The organism is Metabacillus litoralis, from assembly GCF_020524045.1.
Lineage (GTDB): Bacteria > Bacillota > Bacilli > Bacillales > Bacillaceae > Metabacillus > Metabacillus litoralis_C.
Genome location: NZ_JAIVKL010000004.1, coordinates 79,308 through 100,742, shown reverse-complemented (window position 1 = coordinate 100,742; position 21,435 = coordinate 79,308). Strand labels below are relative to the sequence as shown.

The following is a 21,435-nucleotide window of genomic DNA, read 5'->3' as shown; positions in this document are numbered from 1 at the left end:
ATCACACCTCCAGCTAAACCTAATTTCTACCTTTTATGATTTATCTTTCTAAGTTCCAGGTATCATTTCAAGAACAGTTTCGATAATAACGGTTAAAATCGGAATAGCCATTGTAAGTATTAAAATTTTTCCACCTAATTCTATTTTCGATGCTATGGCACCTTGTCCAGCATCTTTTGTCAGCTGAGCACCAAATTCAGCTATATAAGCAATACCAATGATCTTCAAAATTGTTTCAACATAAATGAGGTTTACATTTGCATTTAAAGCAATTCTTTCAACCATTCGAATGATTTCGTATACTTGATCGATTAAAAATAAGAAAATGACACAACCTACAAACACGACAAGCATAAAAGCAAAGGTGGGTTTTTGTTCTTTAACGATTAAGGCTAAAAAGGTGGCAATTAATCCTAGACCAACGATTTGTATGATTTCGATAGTAACTCCCCCCTTTACCCTTGGAAAAGAAAGACAGATTTAATCTTTTTAAATAAGTCATCTACAATCGATGCAACCATAAATAAAATATATATAAAGCCGATAAGTGTTACCCACTGTGCATATTCCTTTTTTCCCATTTGATCTAAAATTGTGTGAAGGAATGCAACGACGATTCCTATCCCGGCAATTTGAAAGATCGTGTTAATATCTACGCCCATTGCTAAGACTCCCTTCGACTTCTACATCAATAAAATAACTAACAGTAATCCTGTTAAAACCCCTAAACTTTTAACCATTCGCTCATATCTAGCTTGACGATCAATCGCATCTGCTTCTTCTCTTTCTAAGTGTGTTAAAGTTAATTTAATATGCTTTTGTTGAGAAATTCTGTCATGCTGACCTAAAGTTTCACCAAATTGCTTTAAAACCTCATATTCTCCTTGCTTAAATGCCGTGAACTTCCATATGTCTTGAAGACTTTCTTCCCATGCAACCTTTACACTTGTGTGACCTTTCAATAACTTCCCGGCAAATTGTTCAAAAAACCAAGACAAGGGCTTTGGTGATTGTTTTGCAATATTTTGAGCAGCGGTAATTAATGAGGTATGACCGTACATAATTTCTGCTTCCAATGATTGAAGAGCAACTTTTAACTGCCTAATCTGACGCGTTCTTTCACTCAAATGCTTAGCAGCCTCAAATCCAACCCATGTTGTTGCAATGACAATTAAAATCGCACCTACCCACTTAATCATTTCGTCACACTTCTTTCAGTTAGTAATTGTTGACCATTTTGATTAAGGATTTGTTGAACTGTACCAGGTCCCTCTGTTCGTGATAATTCCATATATCGATCAAATACATTCGCTTCAAATAATGGTTTTAAGCTTGGACGATTTCTTAATTCACTCATTTTGTATCCATGAACTGTTACAAATAACGAAACACCAGCATGAACAGCTTCTAATACAGAATCAACATCTTCAATCGTGCCAATTTCATCTACAACAAGAACATCTGGACTCATGGAACGAATCATCATCATCATTCCCTCTGCCTTTGGACAAGCATCAAGCACATCGATTCGTTCTCCTAGCTGATGTTGTGGAACACCTTTTACACAACCAGCAATTTCAGATCTTTCATCTACAATTCCTACTTTTTTAGAATCGATTTCGAAATAACCACTGCTTATTAATCTCGCAAAATCTCTTAGCATTGTTGTTTTTCCTGTTTGTGGTGGGCCTATAATTAAAGTATTCAACCATCTTTCTTGATAAAGAAACGGAACATATTTTTCTGAAATCCCGATCTTCTGCTTAGCAATTCTTATATTAAAGGACGTTACATCTCGAATTGCTTTAACTCGTCCATTCTCGGTAATGACTCTTCCAGAAAGCCCGACCCGATGTCCTCCACGAACTGTTATGTAGCCCTTTTTCAACTCTTCCTCAAGAGTATAAATCGAATAATGACTTAGTTCATTAAGTAGATTCATTGAATCTTCATATGTCACAACATATGGAAGAAATATAGGTTTACCGACAATTGTCACTTCCACCCTTTTCATCATACGAATTCGAATTTCTTCAATACGAGCTAAACTAGCAGAATGTAATTTTTGAAGTTCTCTACTAATTGATTCTGGAAGCATTTCAATAATTTCGTTCATACCGCTTCCCCCTATTAATCAATTCGTTACTTTCAATGTATGCATGCTTGACCATAAACATGACTTAAATAGCCTGAAGTTTTTAAGAATCTATTTATATATTCCAAATAAAATAAAAAACACACCAAGACCAATAAATAGTAATTTTGCATATGAAAGTTGATCGGCAATATGAAAAATACCGATGGTCATTGTCACAATAAAAATAACCGGGCCAACAATCGCCAATAAAGAATTAATTGTCACAGCCTTTTTCACATCATTAAACACCAACATTAATATGGCTGCCGTTAATTCAATAGAAGCCGATAAAATACGGAGTCCAGCCATTGTTAAAACAGTAGAATCGAAATGTGAGAAAAAACGTCTCATAATATCCTCCTAAATATCTTAGTTTTTACACCTTATGCAGATTGAGAGATATTTAGACAAGTATTTGACAATTAAATAGACGGGCTGTATTTCAACAGCCTCAGGATACTATTTTAAAATGAGAATAAAGAGATAATTGGTCTGTAGGGGAACCAGGAGAGAAATAGATGTTGATTTTACTAAAAGCTATTCTTCAAACCTTTATATTAAAAAGAAAACATAAAAAAGAGATGCAAGTAACACTCGCATCTCTTTTTATCACTATTTATTCAATTAAGCACGTGAAACATAAGAAGCTTCTGATGTATTAATAATTAAACGATCTCCTTGGTTGATGAAGAAAGGAACCTGAACTGTCAATCCAGTTTCTACAGTTGCTGGTTTCGTACCACCTGATGCTGTATCACCTTTGATTCCTGGCTCTGTTTCAGTAACTTCTAATTCAACCGTGTTTGGTAGTTCAACACCAAGAGTTTCTGTACCAAACATCATAATTTGAACTTCCATGTTTTCTTTTAAGAATTTTAATTCATATTCGATTTGTGTTGAGTTTAATTCGATTTGATCATATGTTTCTGTATCCATGAATGCATGTTGATCAGCATTTGCATACAAATACTGCATTCTGCGTGTTTCAATTTGAGCTTTTGCTACTTTTTCACCTGCACGGAATGTTTTTTCTTGAACTGCTCCTGTACGCAGGTTACGAAGTTTAGAACGAACAAACGCTGCCCCTTTACCTGGTTTAACATGTTGGAAATCCATTACACGCCAAATTCCATTATCTACTTCAATTGTTAGTCCTGTACGAAAATCATTTACTGAAATCATTAAAATATCCTCCTAAAAAATAGCTGAATAAGGGCTTATGATGATAAGTCTCCCGATCGTTCTTGATCACTTAATTTTTCTCTATATGTAAAGAACATGTCTTCCATATTATAAAATAATAAGATCTTTTGGTGAGTGTGATAATGATTCATTACCAGTTTCAGTAATGACTGTATCATCTTCGATTCTAACACCACCAAGACCTGCCACATAAATACCTGGTTCTACGGTAACAACCATTCCGGTTTCAAGAATAGTATCTGATTTAAAAGAAAGAGCTGGCCCTTCATGTACTTCCATTCCTAGACCATGACCAGTGGAATGTCCGAAGTATTCTCCATAGCCTTGTTCTTTAATATAATCACGGGTTAAGGCATCTGCTTCTTTCCCTGTCATACCAGGCTTTATTCCATTCATGCCCCGTAATTGAGCTTCAAGAACTGTTGCATAAATTTTCTTTAGTTCATCTGACGGCTCTCCAACAGCAAACGTTCGAGTAATATCAGAGCAATATCCTTTGTAGTATGCACCAAAATCCAAGGTAACAAAATCGCCTTTTTCAATTTCTTTGTTGCTTGCTACACCGTGTGGTAAAGCTGAGCGATAACCAGATGCGACGATAATATCAAAAGACGAAGAAACTGCACCATTTTTTCTCATGAAAAACTCAAGTTCATTAGCAACATCGATTTCTTTTATACCTGTTTTAACAAATGTAAGGATGTGCTTAAAGGCAGCATCTGCTATTTCTGTTGCTTCCTTTAATATCTTAATCTCTGCAGATGACTTAATCAAGCGTAACTTTTCAACTGCACCTGATACAGGAATAAACTCAAGATTTTTTAATGCATTATGATATAAGGAATAGGATTGATATGTAAGATGATCTTGTTCAAATCCAAGCTTTTTGATTCCTAACTCTTCAACTACCTTTGCAACTTCTTCAACAATTGATCCTGTATGTTGAACGATTTCGAATCCGTCAATCTCTTTAGCTGCTTGTTCAGTATAGCGAAAATCTGTAATAAAAACAGCACGATCTTCTGAAATAACGGCTATTCCTGCTGTTCCTGTAAAACCAGTCATATATCTTCTATTATAATTACTTGTAATCAGTAATCCATCGATTGATAATTCTTTAAATCGATTTCTCATTTTTTCAAGTTTCATGTTATTTTCCTCCTTGTTGTTCTTTTAAAGCTAACATTGCTAGCTCATAACCTTTAAAACCTAACCCAACAATTTGTCCGACTGTCACCGGTGCTGTTACTGATGTGTGACGAAAATCCTCTCTAGCATGAACATTTGATATATGTACTTCTATTGTTGGAATAGTAACACTCGCTATCGCATCACGAATGGCATAACTATAATGTGTAAATGCACCCGGATTTATGATAATTCCCTCATATTGCTCATTTGCTTCATGAATCGCATCAATGAGATCTCCCTCATGATTAGATTGAAAACATGAAACATCAATTCCTGCTAATTCACCAAATCCTAGTAACTGTTGTTCAAGATCTGTTAATGTTTTTGAACCATAAACACCTGGTTCCCTAACTCCTAAACGATTAAGGTTTGGGCCATTTATAACGATCACTCTCATCTATGTGAGCACCTCATTTCCATATCTACTTATAAAATTGTTTTGTTCCTTTATGAAAAGCACTTTTTAATGTTAGATTGAAATTGTTCTTTCCTAAATGAATAAAAAATTAATAAGAACGCTTTTTCAACATGGCTGTTTTCGCAAATTTTGTTGCATTTTAATACCCAAAGCAATCAGCACTGTATTATGTCTAGTGGCATCTTTTCTTCATAAAATAGTACCCTTAAAGTGAAAAAACACTGTTTTCACTTTATATTTGGTTACATAGCAACAATTGTCCAGAAAACAGCCTTCAACATTAACATTGGAGTATTTATTTTAATTCTAATCAAGTGCTTCTTACCACATTAAAAATAGAATGTTCATCACATGAACATTCTATCATATTTAATCCCTACCGCACTATGTTTTCCCTTTAGCTTTCGGCACTTGAGTGAAATTCATTATAATCAAATGAGATGGAATATCCTACAAAAACACCATATAAAATATAGAAACACACTGTCGTTACGATCGTACCTCGAGGTAATTCATAAACAGTATCTAAATTAGGGAAAATAGGGTTTAATATAAAAAATACTAACGCCCATAATACTGCTCCAAAGGCAATACCTATCCACATAGACTGAAACCTTTTTAACATTGCATAATAAGCTAAAGCAACTCCAATTGAAACCACTCCAATTAAAACGATACTAATGGTATTACCTAACGTCCCTTCTTTCCAATCTCCTAGTGCAAAAGGCTGAAGGATAAGATTTGGGCTAATTTCTGTAAAATTCAAAGAATAAGCCAAATATGCTAATGCACTCCAAAATACTCCACCAATGAAACCTACTGATATCACTTTCCCGATTGCTGAATGAGGTTCCTCTTTTTTGTTTTGTTCAAGATTAGGGTTATCTTTCGCTTTTTGATCTTCCGTTGTGTCTTTTTTATCCGTCATCTTGTAACACCTCCATTCATACTATGTCCATTTTTCCAATTGAGCATGTTATTAATGAAGTTTTTTATAAGATGTAAATTTACATGTCTAGTTATAAAAAGCATGGGTATAATGTAAATATAGGAATGTTTACCAGCCTTTAGAAATATCTATATAAGCACCTATTCTTATCAAAATTAACATTAATATTATCAACTTCAAACATCTCTCTAGAGGTTTCTAGCTAAATTCGGTATTATAGAGATAATGGTTAAAATAATTTTTAACGTTAGTTATATAAAATGAGAATTAGAATAGATAGGTAGGTTGGTGTCAGATGTCAAATCAAAGTAAGCCTGCATATGGTGGGCAAGCTGTTATTGAAGGTGTTATGTTTGGTGGTAAGCATCATTATGTAACAGCTATTCGAAGAAATGATCAATCCATTGATTATTTTCATGTACCAAGAAAAAAGCAAAACATCTTAACAAAATTGAAGAAGATTCCTTTTTTACGAGGCATTGTGGCAATTATTGAAGCTAGTGCGAACGGATCGAAGCATTTAAATTTTTCAACAGAACGATTTGAAGTGAATCCAGAAGAAGATGAAAAAAGAATAGAAGAAAAACAGAATAGTGATTCAAAGCTAACAATGTGGCTAGGCATTGCTGCTGTAGGTGTGCTTTCTTTTTTCTTTGGTAAAGTTATTTTTACACTACTACCTGTTTTCTTAGCAGAATTATTGCGACCTCTTGTTTCATCAGATTTTGGGCAAATAGTAGTCGAAGGCGCTTTCAAATTATTATTATTATTAGCATATATATATGCTATATCCTTTACACCATTAATTAGAAGGGTCTTTCAATATCATGGTGCAGAACATAAAGTCATAAATGCATACGAAAGCAACCTACCTCTTACTGTTGAAAACGTACAAAGCAGTTCTCGTTTACATTACAGATGTGGAAGCAGCTTCATATTATTTACAATAATTGTCGGTATATTCGTTTATACACTTGTTCCTACTGAACCTTTATGGTCAAGAATTGTTAACCGTTTAGCTTTAATACCTGTTGTACTCGGGATTTCCTTTGAAGTTTTACAAATAACAAACAAAGTTCGCGATCTCCCTGTATTACGCTTTTTAGGTTATCCAGGATTATGGTTACAACTATTAACAACAAAAGAACCAACGAATGACCAAGTTGAGGTAGCAATTGCTAGCTTTAATGAACTTTTACGCATGGAAAAAGAGACAGAAACAGCATCTTCTGAACAAATCGTTTAACTTCAACATTTGTTGACTGGTATCCTTATTGGAGGTGGTTTTATGAATCGACGGATGAACGGTGTCGTCTTGGTTATTATTTTATTAGGTATAATTGGTTTAATTACAACATTAGCTTCAGATCCATTATGGCTTTTAAAACAAATTGCAATTTATGCAGCATTAGCTGGAATTATTTATCTCATTTACCGCCTTTTTATGAAAAAAAGAATGGGAAAAGAATATTCTTCTTATGCCAAAGCAGTCAAGCAATCTCAAAGACGCTATGACGACAAAAATACTCGTGGTTCAAATGTTAAGAACTTATCACAAGTAAAAAAATCATCAAAAACCTCTGCAGTTAAGAAGAAAAAACAGCCTTCCCATTTAACCGTTATTGAAGGAAAAAAAGGCAAAAAGAAAAATCGTGCATTTTTCTAATACGTCCACGTTTTCAAAAAACTATTCGTTCGACTACATCCTAGCTCAATTAGAGCTAGTTTTTTTTGTTCATCTAATTCAAATTCTGTTGTAATAATATCTTCAACAGGAAGAAACACAATGTCCTTTTCATGTCTACTTGAAATATGCCGACTATCATGAGCTTCCTTCATTGTTTCAAATAATGCTCCATACATATCTATAGCATTCGTTATTTTCTTTTTCGTTCGATCTCTTTCACTAGAGCTAAGCTTAATTCCTAGAACAGGCCTTGTTTTTTTATTAGGCTTTTTAGAGTGATAAAACAACCAAATTGGAAAATTACTAAGCACCCCACCATCTACGACTATATTTACACCAGTAGATGTTGCAAGCTTTACTGGCTCAAAAAAATAAGGCAAGCTACAGCTCATTCGAATGGCTCTGGCCACCGAGAATGAAGCTGGATTGATTCCATAAAGTGTTAAATCATCTGGTAAAACAATTAATCGACCATTGGTTAGATCAGAAGCAATGACTCTTAAACTTCCAGGAGGGATATCCGCAAATGTAGATATACCTTTATTCTTTAGTTTCGTTATAAGCCATTCCTCAAGTTTCACCCCACGATATAACCCTAAATTCCAATAGAGAGAAATCCACTCTGTAAAAGGAAGTGACAATAAAGATTTACGTTTATCTAGAAACATTTTTAAATCAATTTCATCCATTAAATCTATAATTTCTTTACTTGTATACCCTGCAATAATAAAGGATGCAATAATTGAGCCAGCACTTGTTCCTGCAAGACGCTTAAATCTGAATCCACGTTGTTCGATTGCCTGATATGCACCAATAAGCGCAAATCCTTTAATCCCACCACCCGAGAATACACCGTCAATATACATAGTCTCTCCCCCTCCTCTTATAGTGTAAGTACGTAAAATAGAAAATAGACCATTAGAGATGTTATTAACAGTTATAATGAAGCTTAAGAAGAACCTAATTATGTGAGTACATAATTAAAAAGAGGCTAGGACATAATTAAAGAATTCCTAAAAAAAGACGAATAAATCTAAATTCAATTAAGCTGAAAAAAACAAGTTTGTTCTATTGCGCTGCAGACACTCGCGTTCCACGGGGAGGAAGCTGATACTCCTTGACGCAAGCGCCTGTGGGGTCTCAACCTTTTCTCAATTCCCGTTGTAGTCGAATGTCTTCCGCTCCATTCCACTAGTTCTTAAAAACAGTATACAAAACCAAAAAATCTATTAAAGACGGCAAAAAAAAAAAAACCGAACTATTAGGCGTATAATTGATTAAAATATCACCTTATCATTCGGGTTTATCATTAGTTATTTTATTTTGCTGCTTTTCAATGGTTGGTTTACATGACATTTACTCGTTCTTCATAGATTTTATTGCTTCATTTTCGGATCTAACACATCTCTAAGTCCATCTCCCATTAAGTTAAATCCTAATACAGTTAGCATAATCGCTAGACCTGGAAAAAACAGGGTCCACGGAGCTTGTACGAGATATTGCTTTGAATCAGAGAGCATTTTTCCCCATTCAGGTGTTGGTGCTTGTGCACCTAATCCAAGAAAGCCTAGTGCAGCTGCTTCAATAATCGCTGTTGCAATAGCTAATGTTGCTTGAACAATAATCGGCGTCATACTATTGGGGAGAATATGCCTAAATAAAATCCTTGCATCTCTCATACCTACAGCTCTTGCAGACAATATATATTCCTCTTGTTTGACGGTTAATACTTTTGAACGAACAAGACGACCAAAATTCGGGATATTAATAATCGCTATCGCTATTAACGCATTTTGTAAAGATGGACCTAAAATGGCCACAACTGCTATAGCAAGCAAAATACTAGGAAACGCTAACATAATATCAAATATTCGAGAAATAATCGCATCAACCCATCGACCATAATATCCTGCAACAATGCCTAGGATTGTACCAAAAATAGCAGATCCTAATACAGAGAAAAAACCAACCCAAAGAGAAATTCTTGCTCCATACAGGATTCTGGACAATATATCACGCCCAAAATCATCTGTTCCTAGCCAATGTTCACTTGATGGCGCTAATAAACGTTTGGATAACTCCTGTTCTTTAAAACCATAAGGAGCAATTAAGGGTGCAATAATTGCAAGAATGATAAAGAATATAACAATTCCTAAACCAACAACTGCTAGTTTATTTTTACAAAACGATTGCCATGCTTCTTGCCATGGAGGTGTTACTTCGTCCTCTATTTTCGGCGGCAAACTTTGAGTACTCTTTGCTAATTCAGCCATGTTTTTTATTCCCCCCCTTTTGTATATTATTGATGATATTTGATTCTCGGATCAACAACAGCATATAATAAATCAACGATTAAATTGATCACAACAAATATTGCTGCAATAATCAAAATGCCTGATTGAATCACTGGATAGTCACGGTAACCAATGGCATCATATAAATATCTTCCAACGCCAGGCCACCCAAAAATTGTCTCTGTTAGTATCGCTCCACCTAATAAAAGTCCAGTCTGCAAACCAATGACTGTTAGTACTGGTATAATTGCGTTTTTTAAAGAATGCTTATAAACAACCCAAAACATTTTAAGACCTTTTGCTCTAGCAGTGCGAATATAATCAGATTTCATCACTTCTAACATTGTAGATCGAGTCATCCTTGCAATAATCGCCATCGGAATTGTTGCTAATGCTAGACTTGGTAAAATGATATGTTTGACAACATCCCACAGCTGATCAAATCTACCTTGAATCAATGTATCAATTATATATATATTTGTAATAGCCGATACTGGGTTCCTTACATCTTCTCTACCTGTTGAAGGTAGCCAACCTAATTCTATCGAAAACGCCCATTGCTCCATTAATCCAAGCCAAAAGATTGGCATTGATACACCAACTAACGCAAGAATCATTGCAAGATAATCAAACCATGAATTAGAAAACCAGGCACTTATAATTCCAGCATTCACACCAATAAAGACAGCGATAATCATGGCTACAACAGTTAATTCAATGGTAGCAGCTAAATAAGGCCAGATTTCCTCATTAATTGGACCTCTAGTTCTTAAAGAAGTTCCTAAATCTCCTGTAAAAAGCGCTTTAATATAATCACTGTATTGGATATACCAAGGTTTATCTAACCCTAATTCACTTGTTAATGTAGCAATGGCCTCTTTCGTAGCCTTTTGACCAAGAATAACTTGTGCCGGATCTCCAGGAATAGCACGTATAATAGCAAAAACAACTAGAGTCATACCAAACAAAACAGGTATAAGTGAAAACACACGACGGACAGTATATGAAAACATATTGCTCACCTCTTTTAGACACTGTTAAACTATTATTGTTTGTAAATCGGTAAATGTGGAACTATCCTTGAAGTGGCTAACTTTTAACCAACAAATATCCTATGTTTGAAACGATTAGTTAGCAGTCCGCAACAGAACGGTTTCCTATCACCAACAAGAAACTACAATAAAAGCTAACAGAGATTTTTATAAATCTATTACGATAAACTTTTCGTTAATAAAAGGGGAGTCAAAACTCCCCCTCTAAAAGATTATTTAAATTCAACATTCGTTAATGCTTCAGAACCAGTTGGATGTGGTAAATAATTGATAAGATCACTCGCTCCTGCTAATAACGGTGTTGAGTGAACTAACGGAACCCAAGGTGCATCATCATGAATAATTTCTTGAGCTTGCTTGTATAATTCATTACGTTTAGCTTGATCAGTTTCTGTTTGAGCTTGAATTAAGACATCATGTAACTTCTCATTACTATAGTAAGAATAGTTGTTACTTCCAATGCTATCTTTATCTAATAAAGTATATAAGAAGTTATCTGGGTCTCCATTATCACCAGTCCAACCTAACATGTATGCATCAAACTCACCTTTAGATGCTTTATCTAAATAAGTAGCCCAATCAACTGATTGAATTTCTGCTTTTACGCCAATTTCACTGAATGATGCTTGAATAACTTCAGCTACTTTCATACCTTCTGGCATATATGGACGAGCTACTGGCATTGCCCATAAATCCATTTCAAATCCATCTTCATACCCAGCTTCAGCAAGTAATTCCTTTGCTTTCTCTAAGTCATATGGATAATCCTCAATATCATCGTTATAGCCTTCAACTGATGGTGGCATTGCATTTTTAGCTGCTTCTGCTTTACCACCGTAAAAAGCATCAATAATTGCTTTTTTATCTACTGCATGATTTAGAGCTTGGCGAACAAGTTTATTGTCAAATGGTGGGCGATTTGTTGTAAAACCTAAATATCCAACATTCATCGATGGACGCTCAATTAATTGAAGCTGATCATTACTTGTAACAGTTGCTTCATCTGAGTTATTAACACCATCCATCAAATCAATTTCTCCATTTGTTAATGCATTTAATCGAGCAGAGTTCTCAGGAATTACACGGAAAATAACTTGATTTAATTTAGGCAATCCTTCTTGCCAATAATCTGTATTCTTTTCTATAACAATTCGATCATTTTGCTTCCATTCCACAAATTTAAATGGACCTGTTCCTACAGGATTTTCTCTAAATTTATCACCATGCTCTTCAACAGCAGCTGGACTTGCGATTCCAAACGGTGACATAGCTAAATTCTTTAAAAATGGAGCTTGTGGTCTATTAAGGACAAATTTAACTGTAAATTCATCCTCAGCTGTGATTGACTCAATAACATGTCCTTCTTCTCCTTTAAAGCCACCAAACATTGTATAATAAGGGAAATCATCTGCATTTCCATTCATCCACCGTTCAAAATTAAAGACAACTGCTTCAGCATTAAAGTCTGTCCCATCATGGAATTTTACTCCTTGGCGTAGCTTTAATGTATACGTTAAAGCATCATCTGAAACTTCCCATGTTTCTGCAAGACCAGGATGTAATGTTGTATCTTGTTCACCATATTCTACCAATGTTTCAAAGATATTCTCAGTTACCTTAAAGGTTTCACCTTCAGTCGTCGTGATCGGGTCTAGAGATGTGGAGTCACCACCACGTCCAAAAACAAGTGTATCTTTTTTAGCTTCCTCTTTCGCTGGTTGATCTTCCCCTTCAGCTTCATTGTTTGTGTTACTACTACAACCCACTAATAGCATAGTTAGCGCTAAAAATGAAACAAGTAACAGTTTTAATGATTTCTTTGTCATACTTTCATTACCCCCAATTTTTTTATTTAATTTATCATAATTGCACCATATCAAGACTTGTAAAGATGACATGCTACATAATGACCATCAATGCTTTGATATTCTGGTCGAGTCGTTTTACACATATCCATACATTCCGGGCACCTTGTATGAAAAGCACAGCCAGTAGGTGGATTTGATGGACTCGGTATTTCCCCAGAAATATTTATTCTCTCGCGTCTTATATCAGGGTCAGCAATTGGTACTGCTGAAAGCAATGCCTTTGTATAAGGGTGAAGTGGGTTAGAATAAAGTTCTTCACTGTCAGCTAATTCTATTAATCTACCTAAATACATCACGCCTACACGATCGCTTATATGACGAACAACACCAAGATCATGCGCAATAAATAGATAGGTAAGTTGAAATTCATTTTGAATATCCTTCATTAAATTCAAAACCTGTGCTTGGATTGATACATCCAAAGCGGATACAGGTTCATCAGCAATAATCAATTTAGGCTTAGTCATCAAAGCCTTTGCTATGCCAATTCTTTGTCGTTGCCCTCCACTAAATTGATGTGGATATCTTCTTGCATGGTAACTACTTAGTCCTACAATATCTAGCATTTCTTGAACCCTTTTCTTACGCTCTTCTTTCGTACCAATTCCATGGACAATAAGAGGTTCTTCAAGGATTTTCCCGATCGAATGTCGTGGATTTAAGGAAGCATATGGATCTTGAAACACCATTTGTATATCTCTACGTGTTTTTCTTAATTCAGATTTTGTCATGCTAGTAATCTCTTTATCTTCAAATAAAACACTTCCATCACTTGCTTCTATTAGACGCATGAGAAGTCTACCAGTTGTTGATTTTCCACAACCACTTTCACCAACAATTCCTAGAGTCTCACCTTTTTTCACAAAAAATGAAATATCATCAACAGCCTTTACTTCCCCAGTTTTTTTTCCAAATACCCCACCTGTAATTGGGAAATATTTTTTCAGGCCATTCACTTCAAGAAGTAACTCCGACACTATCATCAGCTCCCTCTTTTACTTTATGGAGGAAGCACCTTACATTGTGATCCTGTTTTTCCATGCTATATAAATCAGGTGTTTCCTCAAGACATTGACCAAATACTTCCTCACATCTTGCTGCAAAACGACAACCCTGAATAATACTTCCAGGTCTTGGAACATTACCAGGAATACTATATAGCCTTTCTTTCTTTCCTCTAATATCAGGCACTGATTTTAACAAACCCATAGTATAAGGATGTTTTGGATTTTTTAATATCGTATGTACATCACCTTGTTCAACAATTTGTCCTGAATACATCACCAGAACTCTATCACAAATCTCAGCAACTACTCCTAAGTCGTGCGTAATTAGGATAATTGAAGTATTCATTTTTTGATTTAATTCCTTCATTAATGTTAAAATTTGCGCTTGGATCGTAACGTCTAAAGCTGTTGTAGGCTCGTCTGCTATTAAAACCTGTGGATTACATGCCATTGCCATGGCAATCATTACCCTTTGTCTCATACCACCAGAAAGCTGGTGTGGGTATTCATTAATAAGTTCATCAGCCCGTGGTATACCTACTAATTTAAGTAATTGAATCGTACGATCTCTTAATTCTTTTTTTGGTTGTTTCGTATGTAGCTTTAATGCTTCTATTAATTGATTTCCTATCGTAAACAAAGGATTTAGTGAGGTCATCGGTTCCTGAAAAATCATTGAAATTTGATTACCTCTAATTTTTCTCATTTCCTTTTCATTCAACTTTGTTAAATCTCTTTCATTGAATAAAATTTCACCATGCTCAATTTTCCCAGGCGGACTAGGAATTAATCCCATTGTTGATAAAGATGTCACACTTTTACCACTACCTGATTCACCTACAATTCCTAAGATCTCACCTTCAACTAAATCAAGACTAATATCATCTACTGCAGGTATTAACTTTTTTTCAGACTGAAAAGATACTTTTAAATTTTTTATTTGAAGTATTTTTTTGTTCCTCACAATATCACCTACCAATTATCGTATGAAAATTTAAAACTATTAAAATATAATGATTATTATTCCACATATATTTTCATCTTTTTGCTACAAACTGTCGAAAAATTCTAATAATATTTCGACAATAAATTGAAATGTTAATTCAACGCGTTAAAGGATAGCAACTTTAACGTGTTAAGTTAAGGTATTCTAAACATCAATAACACAATCACCTTCTTGCATCTCGTAAATATCGCTTCAACAACTTTGTTAAAATAACAATTAGGATAATATTATTAATCCCTTAATGTATTTTAAGTGTATAAATTCACTTTGAGTTTTCTGAGAAACCAAAACCCCTTCTTACCGCGATCAAGTTGTGTTCAAACTCATTCATTTCTCACTATTAAGTAGTATTAATTAGTTTTTTTCGACAAGCTTGGAATGAAATCTAACAAATTTATCTATTAATGTTTAATAATGTCTTCATTTTAATCTTAATAAATGTTCAAACAACTTGTTTTTCATCTTACATTCCGTATTATTTTTTATATGCTCTTTTAAACTCTGTTTTAAATTTTCCCCTAGGCATCTCTTTTCTCATGAGTATCATGTTTTTTTCTCTGCACTAGAGCCTATTGTTACTTCTATTTATTGGCACTCACATAACAATAAAATAACAGAGCTGAAACCTAAGTTTTACTATCGATAGCAAAACAAAAAAAGAGCAACCAGTAGTTAAATCTACTTGTTGCTCTTTTTTATTATTCTTCATTATTTTTTGGGATGCTACGTAATACATCTATCCTTTGTTGATCATCTTCAAAATATTGAACAAGATCACCAATACGATCAATGGCATTCCAACTTAAATGATGTTCAATTCCTTCTACATCATCATATATTTTATCCTCATCAACGCCTATTATTTTCAAAAATTGTTCTAGAAGCTCATGACGATATACGAGACGTTTCCCTGTTTTCTTACCTTTACTTGTCAAAACAAGCCCACGATATTTTTCATAAATTAAATATTCGTCTTTATCTAATTTTTGAACCATTTTTGTGACTGAGGAGGGATGTACTGTTAATGCTTCGGCTATATCTGAAACACGAGCATATCCTTTTTCTTCTATTAGTAAATATATTTGTTCAATGTAATCTTCCATACTTGGTGTTGGCATGTGGTCCCCTCCAAAATTGCCGTTCTGATTAAACGAAATCATATCAATTTTACATGAGTTTCTATGGCTTTACAAGAGGAATACCATGGGCGGTTTTTGTCTTAGTACAACTTTACTAAAGATTGGTATACTCTTTAGCTCTAACTTAGTCTACATTTAGACATAGTGGCAAAGGATCTGACATATTACGTAAAGTATACCAATTTGAGGTTAATATTATATAAATTACGAATTTTTCTTTGGGCTTTATCATTATAGACTCGTTATGGCTTAAATCTTATTCATTTTACTTTCGTATTTTCATCGTACTGCGAAGATTAAATCACCGTTATCAATTTGGGATTGTAGAGGATGAGCAACATCTCCTCTCGAAACTCAAAGGTTTCTGGGCTTATGTTATGTAATCTAGCTTGAAATCTAGTGTTAATTTGTCATCAACTATCCTAGTCGGTCTTACTAGAGTCCCTTTGATTTATTTATCATTGTTCAAAATTCCAATTTCATTTCTTTTAAACTTAGTGGTTGATTTCCGTTACAGGCATTGGACAATTCTTCCTAGGGAAAAAATAGTCCCCTTTTTTCCTAGGTCCGGAAGCTTCCTCGTAAGCTGCGCGCCTGTGGGTTCTCCTTTCGAAACGCTTCTCTAAGCAGGAGTCTCAGATATTCACCTCCAATCAACAAAGTTAAAAATCAACCTTAAGCTTTAAATTAGCCTTTATTTGATGTAATTGGTAATTAAATTTTTCAAGTTTTAAAGGCTAATAGAAAAGAATAAAAAAGGACGATTGCCATAAAAATGGTGATCGTCCTCTTTAACTACAGGGTTGCGATTGTTCAATAAAAGCCATCGTTTTTACTAACAAATCCATTTAGTAAAGAAAATTAGTACTGCGCAGGATATGAAATTGTTTTGTTAGTCAATGCACTCTTTCTCTACCATATCAATGAGTTCTTTTAGTAGTATCACACTCTTATCAAGAGAAAGGGAGTAATATCGTTGTGTTCCCTTTTGTTCAATTGTTACTAGCTGATTATCACGTAATATTTTCAAATGATGAGAAATTGCTGGACGGGAGAGATTTGATCTGTCAGCAATTTCATTGACACTTAACCGCTCATGTTCCGCTAATAGTAGGATAATATCTTGGCGGGCTGGGTCACTTAATGTTGTAAATAATGGGATGCATGAGCGAAATCTATCTATAGCTTGTTGTCCCATTCTACTCCTCCTTGCTATATCATTCCTTTTAGATTACAAGGATTATTTCTCCTTCGCAACATATTTTGCAATTTTGGCTGCCACTCTTCTTGGTAGAAACTTTGCAGTGATTGCCCCAATTTGATTAAAGGCACCAGTAATGACAACTCCCCTCCCGTTCATGAGTGCTACATATCCCTGTTTCACCACTTCTTTAGAAGACATCGCCCGATTGAACATTTTTGTGTTTTCTACGTTGGCAACAGCACCAAAGTTTGTTTTCGTTGCACCTGGACATAACGTCGTTACCGTTACTTCGTATTTTTCCAATTCTCCTACTAAACCCTCAGAAAAGGAGAGGACATATGCTTTAGTCGCGTAGTATACTGCCATTAATGGTCCCGGTTGGAAGGCTGCGGTACTTGCGACATTTAATATTTTCCCAGAATTTTCTTTCATATAAGGTAACGCATAGTATGTTAATTCGGTTAAGGCAGAAACATTTAGCTGAATCATCTGTAACTGTTGTTCAATACTTAATTCATCAAAGCTTCCTAACAACCCAAACCCTGCATTATTTACTAATACATCAATGTTAATTTGGTTATCCTGAAGCTCTGCGAATATCTCTTTTGCAGCATGTGGTTTGCTTAAGTCCTTTGCAATAACCATCACGTTTACACTAGTAATGGACTTTTTTATCTCATTTAGCTTTTCTTCATTTCTTGCCACTAAGACAAGATTGTATCCATCCTTCAAAAAGAGTTCTACAAATTCATTGCCAAGCCCACTTGTAGCCCCCGTTATTAATGCAGTTTTCTTCACTGATATAAGCCTCCGTTTATTAGTTTAAATGTTTAAACGTTTAATACAATAAACATATAGTAATTAACTTTCCCCTAATTGTCAAGAAAAAAGTTTCCCCTTTTATGTGTTGATTCCTTTCAATCGAGTAGAGCGACCTAACGAAGAGACATTATTTGTTAAGTAAGCTTATTATCTTATTTTTTGTAAATAATATCATTTTAATATCTTTTCCATACTGTTGTTTGAACTCTACTTTCTTTTTATCTTTCCAATTTTTCCACCATTTCTCTTCTTTATTTGTTAGATTAATAGAAATACATAAAATCCACTTATCCAAATCACCATTTCTATCCTCTATTACTTTCTTAAATGATTCTCTAATCTGCGCTTTTTGACTATCTTCTACTTTACTAGAAAAAATTTACATTGCACTACTATATACCCGTCTTCATTATCAATTCCTAGATCATTTCCCCCTTCTCCTTGTTCTATTAGGATTTTATGTACGTCACCAGATTATTCTGAATCAAAAATATCGAAACACACATCTTCAAATTTATTTCTTGCTTCTTCACCATATTGTTCATAAAATCATTTAAAGTCTCTTTTCACCTAAAACACCAATTTCTTCCAAAAAATAAAAAATAACCTCATTCGAGTATGATACCGAAGAGGTTATTTCTTAACAAACTTTATAATAAATGATCAATCTTTTTTATAAATCCACATCAGATCTTTTTAATCTATCTTAAAGCCCACACTTTAACTGAGCTCCACAGCTTGTACATGTATTACAGCCACCTAGATCTTCTACTGTACCTTCACGACAAACTGGACATTTGTTTCCAACTTCATTTCCGATAGTAACATCTGTAGAACGAAGGGCATTAATAGTATCAACTAAAACAACTTTACCTTTTTCCTTTGTGCCCACATCTTCATTTTCGTTTTCATCAAATGTGTTTTCCTCTGCTTTTAGCGTTAATACTTGTGTGTCACGGCTTCCATCAACATACACAGTACCACCTTTAGCGCCACCTTTATATAAACGCTCATACACTTTTTCAACCTGTTCAACTGTATAACCTTTTGGAGCATTTACTGTTTTACTAATTGAGCTATCTATCCAGCGTTGAATAACACATTGAACATCAGCATGTGCTGAAGGTGCTAGTTCCATTGCAGAAACAAACCAAGCAGGAAGGTTGTTCGCATCAGCTTCAGGATGCTGATCTAAATATTCTTGAACAATATCAGCTTTTACTTCAATAAATTTCCCTAAACGTCCACTACGGAAGTAAGAGAATGAGAAATAAGGTTCAAGACCTGTTGATACTCCTACCATTGTTCCTGTAGAACCTGTAGGAGCAACTGTTAACAGATGTGAATTACGGATACCATATTCTTTCACACCTTCTAAAATATCAGCAGGCATTTTACTCATAAAGCCAGTTTGTGTAAATGCTTCACGAAGACGATTTGTTTCAGTCTCTTGATCGCCAACTAAGAATGGGAAGCTACCCTTTTCTTTCGCTAGATCGATTGAAGCGCGATAAGCAGCAGTTGCAATTGTTTCAAAAACTTTATCAACTAATGCGTTACCTTCTTCTGAACCATATTCAGTTTCACAATAGATAAGAAGATCATGTAACCCCATTACACCAAGTCCTACACGACGTTCTCCTAATGCTTGATTTTTGTTATCTTCTAAAAAGTATGGTGTTGCATCGATAACATTGTCCTGCATTCTAACACCGACTTCAACCGTTCTTCTTAATTTATCAAAATCTATTGTTTTCGTTTCTTTATTTGCCATTTCTGCTAAGTTAACAGCTGCTAAATTACAAACAGAATATGGTGCTAGTGGTTGTTCACCACAAGGATTTGTTGCTACTACCTGTTGACCATAAGCTTTTGCATTTGTCATATCATTCGCATTATCAATGAAGAAAATGCCAGGCTCAGCTGAATAGGTTGCACAAATATTAATTAAATTCCAAAGTTCTTTTGCCTTAATTGTACGATACGTACGAACTTTATAGCCTTGCTTTTCCCATTCACGAACATCTCCAACTTTATGCCAATTTTCATTGTATGATTTCATGTTTTGTTTATCATAACTCTCAACATCTGGGAAACGCAATTCATAATCAGCATCATTTTCCACAGCATCCATAAAATCTTTCGTTAACGTAACTGAAATATTAGCACCTGTTAAAAACTCTGAATTGTGAACACTGTATGTTCCACCTGTACGAAGCTTTAACTCAGCATCTCTTATAATCTTCTCGCTAAAACCGCCTGTTCCAGCAATTTGTTTATAGTTGACAATTCCTTGATACATATCAATTTCTTGCTGTGTTAAAGGAGTAAACTTCAATTTATCTTGAGCGTATTTTTTTATAGCTTCATCATTTGTGTTTTCAATTAAATAGCGTAAAATTCTTGGGTTTTGCATTTTTGAAATGATAAATTCGATAATGTCGGGATGCCAATCTGAGAGCATAATCATTTGGGCACCTCTACGACTTCCACCTTGTTCTACAAGATGTGTTAACTTGGCAATATCATCTAACCAAGAAACAGAACCAGATGACTTACCATTTACACCTTTTGCTAATGTATTACGTGGACGTAACGTAGATCCATTTGTTCCAACACCGCCACCGCGACTCATAATCTCCATTACTTGCTTTCTGTGCTCAGAAATACCTTCGCGTGAGTCTTGTACAAATGGCATAACATAACAGTTAAAATATGTTACTTCTGTACCAGCTCCAGCTCCGTATAACACACGTCCAGCAGGAATGAAGTTTAGATTCACTAATTCTTGGTAAAACTTTTCGAACCATTCTTTACGTTTTTCTTCTGTTGTTTCAACCGATGCTAGTCCTGTTGCATTACGTTTTGCGATCTGTTCGTAAAAGATTTCAAGTGGTTTTTCAATGACGTCTAACGAGCGTTTGACAATCCCTGTTTCAACTTCCTCAACTTTATCCAAAGAATGACGATATTCTTCTTCAATTAATACACTTGCCATTTTTGCTTGCCAATCAATTTCTTTAATGTATCCAAGTCCACGTGCTGGGAACTTCGGATCCTCTTTTATCGTCAAGACAACAAAATCACCTTGGGATAAGGTAATTTTTTCTGTATCCTTGAACGTGTAGCGATCAAGCATAACTAATCTTGATACACCTTTATGTGTTAATTTCATATCTTTTGTAATAGGATGAACTTGTGGAAATACAGTTATATCTTTATTTAGCTTCTCAACATCCACACTCATCTTTTGCTCGATTCCAACTGTCATTGTAACAACTCCTAATCAATCTCTCTATTAAATCTCCTGATTTAATTTATCATATCTATTCCCACAATTCAATATATAGTGTTAGGTTTTTTAAATATAACACTACATATAGTTTTCTAGGGCATTCATTTTGTATTTGTCAAATTGATAACTCATTAATAGAGTGAGAATTAATAAGAGAAAGTAA

Annotated in this window: 21 protein-coding genes; 2 read left to right on the top strand and 19 right to left on the bottom strand. The window is 34.6% G+C overall.

Features of this window, described 5'->3' with window-relative positions; all coding sequences use genetic code 11:
• Positions 1-48: 48 nt before the first annotated feature.
• The 9 genes from spoIIIAD to LC076_RS08305 form a co-directional block, all read right to left on the bottom strand.
• Entirely contained in the window at positions 49-441 is a 393-nt protein-coding gene (gene spoIIIAD, locus LC076_RS08345) for a stage III sporulation protein AD (RefSeq protein ID WP_413465964.1), read from the bottom strand.
• 14 nt (positions 442-455) lie between these two features.
• A complete protein-coding gene (gene spoIIIAC / locus LC076_RS08340) occupies positions 456-662 on the bottom strand; it encodes a stage III sporulation protein AC (RefSeq protein WP_026558844.1) in 207 nt (68 codons plus the stop codon).
• 21 nt (positions 663-683) lie between these two features.
• Entirely contained in the window at positions 684-1,199 is a 516-nt protein-coding gene (spoIIIAB, locus tag LC076_RS08335; RefSeq protein WP_226667593.1) for a stage III sporulation protein SpoIIIAB, read from the bottom strand.
• Positions 1,196-2,116 (bottom strand): stage III sporulation protein AA, encoded by a 921-nt coding sequence (spoIIIAA, locus tag LC076_RS08330; RefSeq protein WP_226667591.1) that lies wholly within the window; start codon positions 2,114-2,116, stop codon positions 1,196-1,198. Before spoIIIAA ends, spoIIIAB begins: the two co-directional genes overlap by 4 nt.
• A gap of 90 nt (positions 2,117-2,206) precedes the next feature.
• Positions 2,207-2,488: a YqhV family protein gene (locus tag LC076_RS08325; RefSeq protein WP_226667589.1), complete on the bottom strand. Its 282-nt coding sequence runs from the start codon at positions 2,486-2,488 to the stop codon at positions 2,207-2,209.
• A 273-nt stretch (positions 2,489-2,761) separates the two neighbouring features.
• On the bottom strand, positions 2,762-3,319 hold the full coding sequence (gene efp / locus LC076_RS08320) for an elongation factor P (protein ID WP_226667587.1): 558 nt from the start codon (positions 3,317-3,319) through the stop codon (positions 2,762-2,764).
• 108 nt (positions 3,320-3,427) lie between these two features.
• Positions 3,428-4,489 (bottom strand): M24 family metallopeptidase, encoded by a 1,062-nt coding sequence (locus LC076_RS08315; RefSeq protein ID WP_226667584.1) that lies wholly within the window; start codon positions 4,487-4,489, stop codon positions 3,428-3,430.
• Between the two features lies 1 nt (position 4,490).
• Positions 4,491-4,928 carry a type II 3-dehydroquinate dehydratase gene (gene aroQ, locus LC076_RS08310; RefSeq protein ID WP_226667582.1) on the bottom strand — a complete coding sequence of 146 codons (438 nt, stop codon included), beginning with the start codon at positions 4,926-4,928 and terminating at the stop codon, positions 4,491-4,493.
• A gap of 418 nt (positions 4,929-5,346) precedes the next feature.
• Positions 5,347-5,877, bottom strand: a complete 531-nt coding sequence (locus tag LC076_RS08305; protein ID WP_226667580.1) for a YqhR family membrane protein — start codon at positions 5,875-5,877, stop codon at positions 5,347-5,349.
• A 316-nt stretch (positions 5,878-6,193) separates the two neighbouring features.
• Here LC076_RS08305 and LC076_RS08300 point away from each other — a divergent pair, with 316 nt between their 5' ends.
• Positions 6,194-7,144, top strand: a complete 951-nt coding sequence (locus LC076_RS08300) for a DUF1385 domain-containing protein (RefSeq protein ID WP_226667578.1) — start codon at positions 6,194-6,196, stop codon at positions 7,142-7,144.
• Between the two features lie 42 nt (positions 7,145-7,186).
• On the top strand, positions 7,187-7,564 hold the full coding sequence (locus tag LC076_RS08295) for an SA1362 family protein (RefSeq protein WP_226667576.1): 378 nt from the start codon (positions 7,187-7,189) through the stop codon (positions 7,562-7,564).
• Here LC076_RS08295 and LC076_RS08290 read toward each other — a convergent pair.
• From LC076_RS08290 to LC076_RS08245, 10 genes are all read right to left on the bottom strand, one after another.
• Positions 7,561-8,451 (bottom strand): patatin-like phospholipase family protein, encoded by an 891-nt coding sequence (locus LC076_RS08290; RefSeq protein ID WP_226667574.1) that lies wholly within the window; start codon positions 8,449-8,451, stop codon positions 7,561-7,563. The two genes, LC076_RS08295 and LC076_RS08290, sit on opposite strands and share 4 nt — an antisense overlap.
• Before the next feature lie 510 nt (positions 8,452-8,961).
• A complete protein-coding gene (gene nikC / locus LC076_RS08285) occupies positions 8,962-9,858 on the bottom strand; it encodes a nickel transporter permease (RefSeq protein WP_226667572.1) in 897 nt (298 codons plus the stop codon).
• A 26-nt stretch (positions 9,859-9,884) separates the two neighbouring features.
• Complete coding sequence (locus LC076_RS08280; protein ID WP_226667564.1) at positions 9,885-10,892, bottom strand: ABC transporter permease; 1,008 nt, start codon at positions 10,890-10,892, stop codon at positions 9,885-9,887.
• A gap of 251 nt (positions 10,893-11,143) precedes the next feature.
• Positions 11,144-12,757, bottom strand: a complete 1,614-nt coding sequence (locus tag LC076_RS08275) for an ABC transporter substrate-binding protein (protein ID WP_226667562.1) — start codon at positions 12,755-12,757, stop codon at positions 11,144-11,146.
• A 50-nt stretch (positions 12,758-12,807) separates the two neighbouring features.
• On the bottom strand, positions 12,808-13,776 hold the full coding sequence (locus LC076_RS08270) for an ABC transporter ATP-binding protein (RefSeq protein WP_226667560.1): 969 nt from the start codon (positions 13,774-13,776) through the stop codon (positions 12,808-12,810).
• Positions 13,757-14,770: an ABC transporter ATP-binding protein gene (locus LC076_RS08265; RefSeq protein WP_413465962.1), complete on the bottom strand. Its 1,014-nt coding sequence runs from the start codon at positions 14,768-14,770 to the stop codon at positions 13,757-13,759. The genes LC076_RS08270 and LC076_RS08265 overlap by 20 nt, the downstream gene beginning before the upstream one ends.
• A 740-nt stretch (positions 14,771-15,510) precedes the next feature.
• A complete protein-coding gene (gene mntR, locus LC076_RS08260) occupies positions 15,511-15,930 on the bottom strand; it encodes a transcriptional regulator MntR (RefSeq protein WP_226667558.1) in 420 nt (139 codons plus the stop codon).
• 913 nt (positions 15,931-16,843) lie between these two features.
• Positions 16,844-17,149: an ArsR/SmtB family transcription factor gene (locus LC076_RS08255; protein WP_226667557.1), complete on the bottom strand. Its 306-nt coding sequence runs from the start codon at positions 17,147-17,149 to the stop codon at positions 16,844-16,846.
• 42 nt (positions 17,150-17,191) lie between these two features.
• On the bottom strand, positions 17,192-17,953 hold the full coding sequence (locus LC076_RS08250; RefSeq protein WP_226667556.1) for an SDR family NAD(P)-dependent oxidoreductase: 762 nt from the start codon (positions 17,951-17,953) through the stop codon (positions 17,192-17,194).
• Positions 17,954-18,683: 730 nt separating this feature from the next.
• Positions 18,684-21,248, bottom strand: coding sequence for a vitamin B12-dependent ribonucleotide reductase (locus LC076_RS08245; RefSeq protein WP_226667554.1), 2,565 nt, complete (start codon positions 21,246-21,248; stop codon positions 18,684-18,686).
• Positions 21,249-21,435 lie beyond the last annotated feature (187 nt).